At 63.7% G+C, this 12,801-nt stretch carries 12 protein-coding genes and 1 pseudogene; 5 read left to right on the forward strand and 8 right to left on the reverse strand.

All coding sequences use genetic code 11. The features are described from left to right. The 4 genes and pseudogenes from HMPREF3151_RS09155 to HMPREF3151_RS09170 form a co-directional block, all read left to right on the forward strand. Window positions 1–247: pseudogene (locus HMPREF3151_RS09155) on the forward strand (sugar ABC transporter permease); the annotation flags it as partial. Window positions 248–252: 5 nt separating this feature from the next. Beyond that, complete coding sequence (locus HMPREF3151_RS09160) at window positions 253–1,083, forward strand: carbohydrate ABC transporter permease (protein WP_070475236.1); 831 nt, start codon at window positions 253–255, stop codon at window positions 1,081–1,083. Next, window positions 1,083–2,402, forward strand: a complete 1,320-nt coding sequence (locus HMPREF3151_RS09165; RefSeq protein WP_070475237.1) for an extracellular solute-binding protein — start codon at window positions 1,083–1,085, stop codon at window positions 2,400–2,402. Before HMPREF3151_RS09160 ends, HMPREF3151_RS09165 begins: the two co-directional genes overlap by 1 nt. 19 nt (window positions 2,403–2,421) lie before the next feature. Then, window positions 2,422–3,117: a DUF1868 domain-containing protein gene (locus tag HMPREF3151_RS09170; protein WP_070475238.1), complete on the forward strand. Its 696-nt coding sequence runs from the start codon at window positions 2,422–2,424 to the stop codon at window positions 3,115–3,117. Window positions 3,118–3,159: 42 nt separating this feature from the next. On the opposite strand, the gene HMPREF3151_RS09175 is transcribed toward HMPREF3151_RS09170, so the two are convergent. The 6 genes from HMPREF3151_RS09175 to HMPREF3151_RS09200 all read right to left on the reverse strand — a co-directional run bounded on the left by HMPREF3151_RS09175 (window position 3,160) and on the right by HMPREF3151_RS09200 (window position 9,439). Continuing rightward, window positions 3,160–4,209, reverse strand: a complete 1,050-nt coding sequence (locus HMPREF3151_RS09175; protein WP_070475239.1) for a LacI family DNA-binding transcriptional regulator — start codon at window positions 4,207–4,209, stop codon at window positions 3,160–3,162. A 159-nt stretch (window positions 4,210–4,368) separates the two neighbouring features. Further along, entirely contained in the window at window positions 4,369–5,949 is a 1,581-nt protein-coding gene (locus tag HMPREF3151_RS09180; RefSeq protein WP_070475240.1) for an SLC13 family permease, read from the reverse strand. 49 nt (window positions 5,950–5,998) lie between these two features. After that, window positions 5,999–6,961, reverse strand: a complete 963-nt coding sequence (locus HMPREF3151_RS09185) for an o-succinylbenzoate synthase (protein WP_070475241.1) — start codon at window positions 6,959–6,961, stop codon at window positions 5,999–6,001. Between the two features lie 44 nt (window positions 6,962–7,005). Continuing rightward, on the reverse strand, window positions 7,006–7,275 hold the full coding sequence (locus HMPREF3151_RS09190) for an acetate and sugar kinases/Hsc70/actin family protein (protein WP_070475242.1): 270 nt from the start codon (window positions 7,273–7,275) through the stop codon (window positions 7,006–7,008). Further along, window positions 7,275–9,203: a ferrous iron transport protein B gene (gene feoB / locus HMPREF3151_RS09195; RefSeq protein ID WP_070475243.1), complete on the reverse strand. Its 1,929-nt coding sequence runs from the start codon at window positions 9,201–9,203 to the stop codon at window positions 7,275–7,277. The genes HMPREF3151_RS09190 and feoB overlap by 1 nt, the downstream gene beginning before the upstream one ends. Next, window positions 9,203–9,439 carry a FeoA family protein gene (locus tag HMPREF3151_RS09200; protein ID WP_070475244.1) on the reverse strand — a complete coding sequence of 79 codons (237 nt, stop codon included), beginning with the start codon at window positions 9,437–9,439 and terminating at the stop codon, window positions 9,203–9,205. The genes feoB and HMPREF3151_RS09200 overlap by 1 nt, the downstream gene beginning before the upstream one ends. Window positions 9,440–9,500: 61 nt before the next feature. On the opposite strand from HMPREF3151_RS09200, the gene HMPREF3151_RS09205 reads away from it, so the two are divergent. Continuing rightward, window positions 9,501–10,433, forward strand: a complete 933-nt coding sequence (locus tag HMPREF3151_RS09205) for a 1,4-dihydroxy-2-naphthoyl-CoA synthase (RefSeq protein WP_070475245.1) — start codon at window positions 9,501–9,503, stop codon at window positions 10,431–10,433. Here HMPREF3151_RS09205 and HMPREF3151_RS09210 read toward each other — a convergent pair. Together HMPREF3151_RS09210 and HMPREF3151_RS09215 are read right to left on the reverse strand one after the other, a co-directional pair. Further along, window positions 10,430–11,335, reverse strand: coding sequence for a 3-hydroxyacyl-CoA dehydrogenase family protein (locus tag HMPREF3151_RS09210; protein ID WP_070475246.1), 906 nt, complete (start codon window positions 11,333–11,335; stop codon window positions 10,430–10,432). The two genes, HMPREF3151_RS09205 and HMPREF3151_RS09210, sit on opposite strands and share 4 nt — an antisense overlap. Window positions 11,336–11,412: 77 nt before the next feature. After that, entirely contained in the window at window positions 11,413–12,717 is a 1,305-nt protein-coding gene (locus HMPREF3151_RS09215; RefSeq protein ID WP_083290280.1) for a M20 family metallopeptidase, read from the reverse strand. Window positions 12,718–12,801 lie beyond the last annotated feature (84 nt).

Consider the following 12,801-nt stretch of genomic DNA (forward strand, 5'->3'; position numbering starts at 1 on the left):
AAACCCCCGCACACAAAGAATCGGACACTCTCTGGCTGCCTTGAAGGAATTCACCATTTTCCAGGTGCTCACCGGCGGCGGCCCAGGTAACTCAACAAGAACACTCGTTCTCGATATCTACACCCTCGCGTTCGGCGGCGGCACGGCTGACTTCGCAGCTGCATCTGCTCGAGGCATGGTGCTGTTCGTCATCATCCTCATCCTCACGCTCATTCAATTCTGGCTATCCAACCGGAATAAGAGGTAAGAACAATGAACAACAACCTCCGCTCTCCTTTCGCCACAATCCTCATCTGGATTTGGCTGCTGATCATCTGCCTCGCGGTAGCGTTTCCGGTCCTGTACGCAATCATCGGATCGTTCCGCACGTCGGGCGACATCCAGGCAGGTATCGACTCCCTGTTCTTCGGGGAAACGACACTGGACAACTACCCGCGCGCGTGGAATCAATCCGCTGTGGGGCAACAGCTGATCAATTCAGTCATAGTCACCGTCTGCCAAACCACTGGGCAGTTCGTCACCTCGGTACTCGCAGCGTATGCGCTGGTGTTCGGACGCCTCCCCGGCGCATCAAAGGCATTGGTCTTCTTCCTCCTGCCGATGATGATCCCGGGCGAAGTCTCCGTCATCGGTAATTACCTCACTGTTCGGAGCATGGGCTTCTACGACACCGTCGTAGGCATCTTCATTCCGTACCTGGCGTCCAGTTTCACCCTCTTCCTCTTCTACCAAGCCTTTAAGGAATTCCCCAAGGAAATCCGAGAAGCGACCATCCTCGAAGGGGTCGGACCGTTCAAGTTCCTCTGGTCCTTCCTCCTTCCCCTCAACCGGTCGGTCTGCATGACCGCCATCGTCACCAGCGCCATCGCGGCCTGGAACGGGTACATGTGGCCGCTGCTGATTACGCAGTCCGCCTCTGTCCGCACCATCCAACCAGGCATCAAGTCGCTCGCAGACGAGGCAGCAATCGACACCGGCCTTGTCCTTGCCGGCCTCATGATCGCCGTCATCCCAACTGTCCTACTCGTCGTGTTCGGTCAGAAGTACCTGACACGTGGTCTCACCGAAGGAGCCGTCAAATAATGTCCAAGCTCAAGCACGTCATCGCTGTCGCAACTGCTGCTGCACTGTCCACCACCCTCGTCGCCTGCGGCGACTCCGCCGGCGGCGGCGACACCGAGAAAACCGCCGACGGTGCCGTTGTCGTCGATTTCTGGCACTCCGCATCCGGCGCAGCCGCCACCACACTGGAGGAGATCGTCAACGACTTCAACAACGAGCACAAAGGCGAGATTGAGGTCCAGGCTTCCTACCAGGGCAGCTACGAGGACGCGATTGCAAAGTTCATCGCTTCCGTCCAGACCAACGACCTACCCGCGCTCCTCCAGGCTTCCGACGTTCAAACTGCATATCTGCGCGATGCCGGTGTTGCCGCACCTGCCCAGGAACTCGGCGGCGACTACAACTTCGACAACCTCATGGATGTTGTGGGCAACTACTACACCTTCGACGGCAAGATGTACTCGATGCCGTTCATGGTGTCCCAGCCCGCGATCTACACCAACGACACCGAGCTGACAGCGGCCGGCGTGAGCCACGACGACCTGTCCACCGTCAACGGGCTGCTCGACGCCGCCGAGAAAATCCACGACAAGACTGGCAAGGCCGGTCTGACGTTCCACCACAGCGGTTGGTACATGGAGCAGTTCCAGTCAATGACCGGCCAGTACATGTGCTCCCCCGAAAATGGCGTCGACACCGCCGCCACCGAGTTCAACCTGACGTCGCCCGAAACTGAAGCACTTTGGAAGCGCATCGGCGAGCTGTACTCAAAGGGTGCAATCCACAACCCGGGTAACGACGGTTCCGCCGCCACGGGCGCGTTCTTGGCTGACCAGGCAGCAATTCAGCTGAACTCCTCCGGCAACTACGGCAACATCGTGAGCGCGAACCCGAACTTCGATTGGTCCATCCTTTCTCTGCCGCGTGACACCGACGAAGCGGGCGCGGTTCCGGGCGGCAACTCGCTCTGGGCTATCAAGGAAGGCCACTCCAAGGACACCCAGCAGGCTGCATGGGAGTTCATGCAGTACGTCGGCACCGACGAGGTGCAGAAGAAGATCTTCGACCAGACCGGCTACCTGCCCACCTCGAAGGGCGCAGGCGAGTCGTTGGCTGACCTCACGAAGCAGCAGCAATCTCTGATCGCCCAGATCCAGAACACCCCGAGCAACAAGGTGACCGCCGGCTGCAAAACCGGTGCGCTGAACTCTGCGCGAAATTCCTACCAGTCCGCGATGTCCTCCATCGCCAACGGCAGCGATCCCAAGACGGCACTCGAAGAAGCACAACAGGGCGCTAACGCGGAAATCACCTCGTACAACGAACGCGCGGGCAAGTAGTAGAGGTTGGAGTAAACCGTTGAATTCTTTTCCCCCTGCCTCAGATCAACGAACCTTCGAGAAGTTCAAGGCTGACGGCACCGCTAAGCGGCACCGCGGCTGCACGTTTGTCGCAAACGTTGTAGAGGACAGCCCCAGCTACGAAGTGTGCGAACGCATCCAGGGCGACGCCGTGGAGCACGGGATGACGCAGCATTTCGCGCTACTTCCGCCTTCGAGCTACCACATGACGGTGTTTCCCGGGCTCAAAGACCGGAAATTCATTGGCGAAGAAGCCCGGTGGCCGGACTGGTTGAAACCTGCGTCAGACATGACGGAGGCGGTAGAGCTGATCCGCACGCGGCTCATTGATGCGCGGGACAGGATTCCCGCCCTACCGCCGCTGCGTATGAAGCCGGACTACGTCTACGACCTCGGCGTCTCGCTTACCGTTCATCTCGTCCCTGCAGACGAGGAAATGGCTGGGCAGCTCTACGAGTTTCGGTCGAGTTTGCGTGACGTGCTAGAGATCAAGGACCAGCACTTTGATACCTACCGTTTTCATTGCAGTCTCGGCTACCGCCTGACGGCCTCCGAAACTACGGAGCAGGTCAACTCAGAACTGGCAGAGCGCTACTCTGCGTGGGTCCAGGAAATCGACACCTTCGACTTGGAGCGGCCAGCATTCAATGTCTTCGACGACATGCTTTCGTTCCCCCCGCTGCTGATGTTCTAGCTCGAACACCCGAAGGGCCGCTCTATGCAGAGCGGCCCTTCTTCAGTTCACCCGGCCAGTGGTGGTTCCAACTACGAGCTCCCCGGCGACAAGATGTCGCATACGTTCGCTATCCGCACCGTCAGACTGAATCATTTCCACGATTCGCCGTGCGGCCATCCGCCCAACCGTCTCGACAGGCTTTCGGACCGTGGTCAGCCCGATGAGATCCAGTCCTTCGAGGACCCCGTCTGACCCGGTAACTGAAAGCTGCCCCGGAACGTTAATCCCTAGCTTTTTTGCCGCCCTGAGCACTGCAATAGCATTGCGGTCAAAAAGCCCCGTGATCGCCGTATATCCGTCACGGTACACAGCGTCGACCCACCGGATAAGGTCTTGCTCCTTCATTCCAAAGGTGATGGCCGAAGCAAAATCCAGACCCTTTGATGCCGCGTATGCCTTTTGCGCCTCGGCTCTCATCCACGTGCCCATAGAGCGATCCTGTGGAGCCTCTTGCATCATGATCCTCGTGTGCCCGAGTTCAATGAGGTGATCCACGATCAACCGTGCGTGCGCTTCTTCGTCGAAACCAACCGTGTCCAGCTGCCCTGTCGGTTCGGGCCGCCCCACGACAACCAAGGGCATTTGTTGCGCAAACCGAAGATGCTGTTCCGACTCGACTCCGCCGACAGACACGAGCATGCCCTGGATCGGCATGCTGGCGAGATTCTCCAACGCCGCCTCGTTCGACTCACGGGTCGAGTGGGTGACCGTCTGCTGGATCACATGGAACCCGAGCTCAGTCAATCCTTCGTGGAGATGCCGGTTCAGCTGCGCGAAAATCGGGATATCGATGGAGCTAATCAAGAGCCCAATGGTCGGGGCAGGCTCCGCCCTCATGAGCTGAGCGGACATCGCGGGGACGTACCCCAGCTGTCTGATCGCCTGTTCAACCGCTTGCCGCGTTGTTTCCGCGACACGCGAGTCTTGCCGGATGACGCGGGAAACGGTGGACTTAGAAACGCCGGCAGCCGCAGCCACATCAAGAATCGTCGGCTTCGAGCGTCGCGACTGAAGGCCACGCAACTCCCGTTGGTGACGGGTCGGATCCATTCTGTTCAAGGTTCGATTTCCTTGACTCCACTGCTGTTGTCTTCGTACCGCGCCATCCCACGCCGTCTTGCGACGTAGCACAGCACACCAAAAATCAGAATCTACCAAAAAGAGGGCCACACACATTGTCGTGCGGGCCCTCCCCCATTCTGCGGTCTCTTACAGCACCAGCCCGAACACTGGCACCGCGATGAGGTAGGTCGCCAGCGTGATCAGCACCATGGCGATCACGTTGAGCCAGACGCCGCCCTTGATCATCTCGCCCATGGTGACGTAGCCGGAGGAGTACGCGATCGCGTTCGGCGGGGTCGCCACCGGCAGCATGAACGCACAGGTGGCGGCCAGTGCTACCGGGATGGCGAGCAGCATGACGTTCATCTCCGTGGCGTCGGTAAGCCCGATGCCCACTGCGACGCCGCCCATAATGGGCAGGAACGTCGCGGCCGTGGCGGTGTTAGAGGTCAGCTCCGTCAAGATCAGCACGAGCGCGGCGACTGCGAAGATAAGCAGGATCATCGGCAGCGACGCCAGCCCCTTGGCCTTCTCGCCGATCCACAGGGACAGGCCAGTAGCGGTGAACATGGCGGACAGGGAAAGCCCGCCGCCGAACAGCAGCAGCACGTCCCACGGCATCTCGTTGGCCGTCTCCCAGTCCAACAGACGCTTGCCGTTGGAGGTGCCGGGCACGATGAACATGAGCAAGCCGGCGATGATGCCCACAATCGCGTCGTCGTACGGGAAGTCCCAGCCGAACTGGCTGCGGCCAAGCGGGATGAAGATCCACGCCAATGCGGCCACGAGGAAAATCACACCGACTGCGACCTGGGGGAAGGTCCAGGGGCCGAGCTTTTTCAGCTCGGCGTCGATGAGCTCGCGCCCGCCCGGGATGGTGTCCACCTCAGGCTTGAACACGGTGATGAGCACCCACCACGCGATGAAGGTGAACACCACGGCCACCGGCAGGCCCACCAGCATCCACTCGCCGAAGCCGATGACGATGCCGTGGGCTTCTTCCATGTAGCCCTTCAGCAGCGCGTTCGGCGGGGTGCCGATGAGCGTTGCCAGCGAGCCGATGGACGCCGAGTACGCGATCGCCAGCATGAGCGCGGTAGCGAACTTCTTCTGGTTTTTCATCCCGCCGACGGTGTCCGCGGTGAGCATGAGCACGGAGGTGCCGATGGGCAGCATCACCACGGCGGTGGCTGTGTTGGACACCCACATGGACATAAAGCCGGTGGCGAGCATGAAGCCCAAAATGATGCGCTTCGGGCTGGTGCCCACCACCTTGACCACCATCAGCGCCAGGCGGCGGTGCAGGTTCCAGCGCTGCAGGCCCAGGGCCATGAGGAAGCCGCCCATGAACAAAAAGATCGTCGCGGACGCGTACGGCGAGGAGACGTCCTTAAACGGCGCGACACCCGCCAGCGGGAACACGGCAATGGGCAGCAGCGCGGTGGCGGCCAGCGGGATCGCCTCGGTCATCCACCACGCGCCCATGAGGACGGTGGTGGCGGCGACGATGCGCATGGTGTCGGCGGAGTACTCCACGCCTTCCTTCGCGCCGGAGGACTGAGCGACGGTATCGGCCGCGCCGGAGGGGAAAAAGAAGTAGACGAGCGCGGCGAGGATCACGCCGGTGATCAGGCCGATGAGTTGGCGGCGCCACTCGCCGGGTTCGGGTGCTTTGGCGAGGTCGCCGTCGGAAAGGGCGGCGGAATCGTGGATCACGGGAGTCGACATGGGCGAAAGGTTAGCGGACACCCCCTGATTCCCACACCCGTTTCCGAAATTACACCCGGATTCGGGGGCGCTGATTTAGCACCTCTACGCAGGCGCGGACGCGGTCGAACCACCAGTCGCGGCGGTCCGCCGGCGCCCGCAGCGCGTGCAGCCTGTCCGGATCGGGGGTGGTGCGAGTTACTGCCATGCGCCCGTTTGTGATCTCCCGGGGCTCCGCGACGTCTTCAACAAACAGCCGCTGCGTGGCCAGTCCAGCCGCGCGCGAGCCGGCAAGTTTCGCGGCCACCAGCCCCGCGTCCATCCCGACGGCGGTATCCAACGCGCTGGCCACGGTCACATCGAGGTTGAGATCCCCAGCAATGCGCAGAAGCTTATCGACGCCACCTAACGGCGCCACCTTGCACACCGCCACATCAGCCGCCCCGAGTTCGGCCACACGGTATGGGTCGGCGGCGCGGCGAATGGACTCGTCGGCCGCGATCGGCGTTCTGGTGCGCCGCCGGACTTCCGCGAGTTCCTCCACGGTGGCGCAGGGCTGCTCGATGTACTCCAACTCGCCGAGTTTCTCGGCGGCCTCGACGGCCTCTTCGACGCGCCAGCCGCGGTTGGCGTCCACGCGAAGGGTCGCGTCGGGGCGAAGTTGGCGGACGGCGGCGACGCGCCGGAGGTCGTCGTCAAGCGATTGCCCCTTCTCCGCCACCTTGATTTTGAAGGTGGAAACGCCGGGGTAGCGCGCCAGCACCGGCTCGACGTCGGCGACGGCCGGGATGGTGCCGTTGACCTCCACGCTGCCCTCTGCTGAAGGCAGGCCGGTGAACGCCGCCTCGATGCCGGCGGCCAGCCACGCGGCGGATTCCTGCGGGCCGTATTCGGTGAACGGGGAGAACTCGCCCCAACCGGCGGGGCCGTCGATGAGCAGGGCTTCGCGGGTGGTCACGCCGCGGAATTTCACGGCCATGGGCAGGGCGACGACGTGGGCGCGCTCGAGGATCTCGTCGGCGGAAGGCAGCATGGGTGCTTTATACCTCTTTACCGGCCGAGGTAGTTGCAAAGAGGCTACTGCGGCCGCTTGGTCAGCACGAGAGCGACCGGCCCCTTCGGCCTGTCCGCGCACGTCATGCCGTTGGCCGCGGCGGCGATGCAGGAGCCGCAGTTGCCGCCGGCGCAAGACGAGCCGAGCTCTTCCAGCGTGAGGTGGCCGGTGCGCTCGAGGTGGTGGACCACGGCGTCCACGGTGGAATCCGTCAGCCCCGTCACGCGGCGGATGTCGGCGCGGGAGCGTGCACCGTCTTTGATAGCTGCCACAACGGCCTGCATGGGGCGCATCAGAAGAACACCTTCAGCAGCTGGAAGGTGCCCACGGCCAGCGCCCACGCGAGCGCGAGTTGGCCCACAAGCCCGAGCAGGGTCCACTTCCAGCCGATCTCGCGGCGCTGCGCGGCGAGCGTAGCCACGCACGGGGTGTACGCCATGAGGAAGATCATGTAGGCCCACACCGCGGCGATCCTGTGCCCGCCGGAGGCCTGGTCGAAGTCCGCGCGCACCGCGGCGGCCAGGTCGGAGGTGCCCTGCTCCTTAGGCTCGAGGCCCGACGGGTCCTCCAGCGCGTAGGTCTGCGCCCAGGTGGAAATCACCGCCTCTTTGGCCAGAAAGCCGGTGACCAGCGGGCCGGTGAGCGACCAGGAGCCGAAGCCCGCAGGCTCAAACACTGGGGCAACCGCGCCGGAAGCCACACCGTAGGCAGAGTCCGCCGGCGCCAGGTCCTCGTCGCCCCAGCTGTACCCGCCCACCGCGGGTGTGGATTGGAGCGCCCAGATGACCACCACGGTGGCGACGATGATGCCGCCTGCGGTGTTGAGGAAGCCCTTCAGGCGCGACCACATCACGGACAGGCTCAGCCGCGCGGTGGGTAGCTGGTAGGTGGGCAGGTCGATCACCAGCGGGTCCGAGCCCATCGTCCGCCAAAGAGTGCCGCGCAGCAGAAGCCCGGCTAGCACCACGAGAGCAATGGAGACCACGTACATGGCGAACACCACCGTGCCAGCGTGGTCCGGGAAGAACGTCTGCGCCAGCATCACGTACACCGTCAAGCGCGCGGAGCATGAGGTAAACGGCACCAGCAGTGCCGTCAGCCGCCGCTGCTCCGGGGTGGCCAGCACGCGCGTGGCGGAGATCGCCGGGACGTTGCACCCGAATCCCACGATCAGCGGGATGAACGCCTTGCCTGGCAGCCCAATCGCGCGCATCAACCGGTCCGCCACCACTGCGGCTCGGGCCATGTACCCGGAGTCCTCCAGCACTGCCAAGCACAGAAACATCAGCGCCATCAGCGGCACGAACGTGAGTACCATGCCAACGCCGCCGATCAGCCCGTTGACAATGAGCCCCTGCACAAACGGGTAGCCCAGGCCGATGCGCTCCAGGCCAGCGCTGGCCCAGTCCGACAGCGGCCCGGTGAAGAAGGCGTCCAGCGCGTCCTGCAGGGGTGCCGCGACGGTGGTGGTGATCTGGAAGACCGCGAACATGGCGGCCAAAAAGATCAACGGGCCGGCCACAGGGTGCAGCACGACACGGTCCACGGCCTCGGTCAGGGTGTCGCGGTGCTCGTCGCGCACGGTCGCGGCGGACACCGCGTTGTCAATCCACTCAAAACGCTCGTCGGCCTGCGCGAACTCGTCGCCGGCCGCCACCTCACGCGCCGCCACGCCAGGTACGTGCAGTTGCTTAGCGACGAGCTCCGCCACCCCACCAACGTCCCTCCGCCGCGGGTCCAGCACAACAACCGGCACGCCCAGTTCCCGCTCGAGCGCAACCGGGTCCACCTCCAAGCCCTGCTTGGCCGCCACGTCGCTCTTGGTCAGCCCCCCCACCAGCCGGTACGGGTGCTCCGCCAGTTGTGCCACCAAGTACAGGCCGCGCGCCAGGTTGGAGGTGTCCACCGCCGCCAGGACGAGGTCGGGGCGGTCACGTGTGTCGTCGATAAGCAGCTCGCGCGTGAGTGCCTCATCGGGGCTGACGGGGTCCAGCGAGTACGCGCCCGGAAAGTCGACGATGTTGTAGGTGGCGCCGGCGGGGCGCCACACGCCGCGGGCGACCTCGACGGTGGTGCCCGGGTAGTTGCCCATGGTCGCGCTCGCGCCCGTCAACGCGTTGAACAGCGTGGACTTGCCCGCGTTCGGTGCACCGACCAGCGCGATGGTGGGCGTGCCCACCGGTGCGATGTCGGCGACCGGGGCTCCGTGGCAGTCGGCCATTACGCGGCCTGCTCGGCCGGAGCGATGGTGATGCGGCGAAGGGTGTCTTTGCCCAGTGCGTAGTGGGAGCCACGGACCTTGATCACGCGGCCGCCGCCAGCGGTTTTCTGCATGACGGTCACTTCTGCACCGGCGCGGAGGCCCAGCTCGCGCAGCCGACGCGCCGTCGGGCAGCTCACGTGCGTGATGGTGGCGTTGTGGCCGACGGGGACGTCGATAAGCACATGCTCTTGCATGATGCTGATATTAAAGCAAGGCTGCCCTAACCAAAAGGGGTGTATGGGTACGCTTACCCCCATGCAGTACTCCACCGCCCAGCCCTTCGACCCCACACAGTGGCGCGAGGTCGAGGGCTTCGATTTCACGGACATCACCTACCACCGCCACGTGGGCGACACGCGTGCCGACGGCACCGTGCGCATCGCCTTCGACCGCCCCGAGGTGCGCAACGCGTTTCGCCCCCACACCGTGGACGAGCTCTACCAGGCGTTGGATCACGCCCGGCGCGATCCGTCGGTAGGCGTGGTGCTGCTCACCGGCAACGGGCCGAGCGAGAAAGACGGCGGGTGGGCGTTTTGCTCCGGCGGCGACCAGCGCATCCGGGGCCGCTCCGGCTACCAATACGCCGGCGGCGAGACAGCAGAGACGGTCGACGAGGCCCGTGTGAAGGCCGAGGGCGGACGCCTGCACATCCTGGAGGTGCAGCGGTTGATCCGCACGATGCCGAAGGTGGTCATCGCCGTGGTCAATGGCTGGGCGGCCGGCGGCGGGCACTCGCTGCACGTGGTGTGCGACTTGACCATCGCCTCGCGCGAGGAGGCCCGCTTCAAGCAGACCGACGCGGACGTGGGGTCCTTCGACGCCGGCTACGGCTCGGCGTATTTGGCCAAGATGGTGGGGCAGAAGTTCGCGCGCGAGATCTTCTTTTTGGGCCGCACCTACACCGCGGAGGAGATGCAGCGCATGGGCGCGGTGAACATCGTCGCGCCGCATGCCTCGCTTGAGGACGAGGCGATCCAGGTCGCCCGTGAAATCAACGGCAAGTCCCCCACCGCGCAGCGCATGCTGAAGTTCGCGTTCAACCTTGTGGACGACGGGCTGATGGGCCAGCAAGTCTTCGCCGGCGAGGCCACCCGCCTGGCGTACATGACCGACGAGGCCGTCGAGGGCCGCGACTCGTTTTTACAGAAGCGCCCGCCGAATTGGGAGGAATTCCCGTTCTACTACTAGCGCTGTTTCGGTGCAGGCTTGCCAGAAGACCAGTCGTAGAACCCCTCGCCGGTCTTCTGGCCAAGCTTGCCTTCGTCGACAAGTTTGGCCACCGCCTCGAGTGCAGCCGGGTTCGTCCACGGCAGCTCCTCGTGGTAGTGCTCCTCAATGTTTTTAACGGTGTCTAGGCCGACAGCGTCCATAAGAGCGAACGGCCCCATCTGTGTGCCCAAGAGGTTGGATAGGCCCTTATCGACGGCCTCCGGTGTGGACACGCCCTCACCCACCACCGCTAGTGCTTCACGCTTAATCGCCGCCCAGATGCGGTTGATGGCAAAGCCGGTGGATTCCTTGAGCACCGGCACGGACACGAGGCCAAACTTCGGCATCTCTTCGAGTAAGAACTCGTAGACCTCATCGTCGGTCTGACCGCATCCCATGATTTCAATAAAGTTCTTTTCCGGCGGCATCCCAAAGTGGGTGTTAAGGAACCGCGTCGGGTCTTTAACGTGGTCGACAAACGTCGACGAGGCGTAGGAAGATGAGTTTGTGGTCAGAATCGCATCATCATCGAGTGCTTCGGCGATGTCCTCGTAGGTTGAATTTTTGATGTCGATCTTCTCCGGTACCGCCTCGATAACCAGCCAAGCACCTTTCGCAGCCTCAGAGTTATCGGTGAAATACTTCACTTCACCTGGCCTAAACCCGCCATCGAACCCGTCGTCGGCGTTGAACGATTCAACGGTTTTTTCTAGGTTCTCGTCGATGTAGGCCTTAGCTTTATCCAGCGCCTCCTGTGAGACGGGGTCAGAGAGGTGGACGGTGCCTCCGCGGTCAGCCATCATCAGGGCGATGCGGGCGCCGAGCACGCCCGCGCCAATCACTGCTATGGGACGGTTTTCGATATTTTGTGGAACGCTCATACCTCCACGGTACGCAGGTTTACAGTTCGCTTCTCACGAAAAGCGCCCCCGAATTGGGAGGAATTCCCCTTCTACTACTAGCGCTGCTCGGTCGCGCCGGCGAGCAGCTCCTCCACCGAAATCGCGCCGCCTGCGGTATCGAACTCTTCTTGGGCGTCGGCCAACAGCTGCGGGTCGTTGAGGATGTCCGCAATGGTTTGCGCCAATCCCACCGCGGCGTCGAACGCGCCTGCAAACGCCTGGTTCGAGATCGCCGCCGCGGCGAAATCGGTGGTGTGCAGCGCGGTGCCCTCCGGCGCGATCTTCACCAGCGGATGGATGCCCGGAACCAGGTGGGACACGTTGCCGAAGTCGGTCGATGCGGCCTGCGAATCCGGCAGGGTTCCCGCCGGGAGCACGTCGCGTCCGCGTGACGCTTGCGTGGCACCCCACCGCCTGGCGAGCGTCGCGTTGTTTCGCACAGGCAGCGACATCGGATGTTCGTCCCATTGCACATCCACTGCCGTGCCTGTCATCAGCGCCGCGCCTTTGAGGATGTCCTCGACGCGCTGACTTAGGTCCATCAGCGTCTCGGTGTACAGCGAGCGGACATACAGCTGCAGGGTGGCGGTCTCCGGGATGATCGAGGCGCGGGCTCCGCCGTCGGGAAGCACAGCGTGCAACCTGTCCGAGGGCGGCATCTGCTGGCGCAGCAGACCGCACCCTTGATAAGCGAGCGTGGCCGCGTCGAGCGCGTTTCGCCCCATGTACGGCTGCATCGAGGCGTGCGCGGGTACGCCGGTAAACGTGGCGGTCAGCGTGCGGCGCCCCACCCACACGTGGGAGACAAGGTCGTAGGAAAACGGGTGGATCATCACCGCGCAATCGACGCCGTCCAGCATGCCGCCGCGGATCATGTACTCCTTGCCGGTGTGCCCCTCTTCCGCCGGGGTGCCGAGGAACACGATCCTGCCGCTGCCGCTTCCGACGGCGCCGAGGAACGCGCCGACCCCGGCCGCCGCGATGACGTTGTGCCCGCAGGCGTGGCCGATGCCGGGAAGCGCGTCGTACTCGGCCAGCACGGCGACCGTGGGATGCACCGCCGGGTTGTAGTCGGCGCTGCGCCATTCGGCCCGTAGTGCCGTCGATACGCCATGTGCTCCACGTTCCACCTGGAACCCGCGGCGTTCAAGAGCCTCCGCGATCACCGCTTGCGCGTGGTGCTCTTGAAACGCCTCCTCCGGGTGGGTGTGCAGGTCGCGGACGATGTGGTCGAGGTCAGCACGGACCTTTTCCACCCGCGCCTCTGCGTTTTTCCAGGACTGCAGGTGCTCGGGACTTCTCGCGCCAAGGTCAAAGTCCGGCTCCGCCTCCGCGAGCCGGTCCTGGACGGCTTCATCCATGCGCTCCAGGAACGCGCTGGAGGGGGTGGTCGGTCGGGTGGGTCGGTCGGAAGTAGGCATAGGCGCTGAGCAGGGGTCTCGTCG

Source organism: Corynebacterium sp. HMSC05H05, assembly GCF_001807265.1.
Lineage (GTDB): Bacteria > Actinomycetota > Actinomycetes > Mycobacteriales > Mycobacteriaceae > Corynebacterium.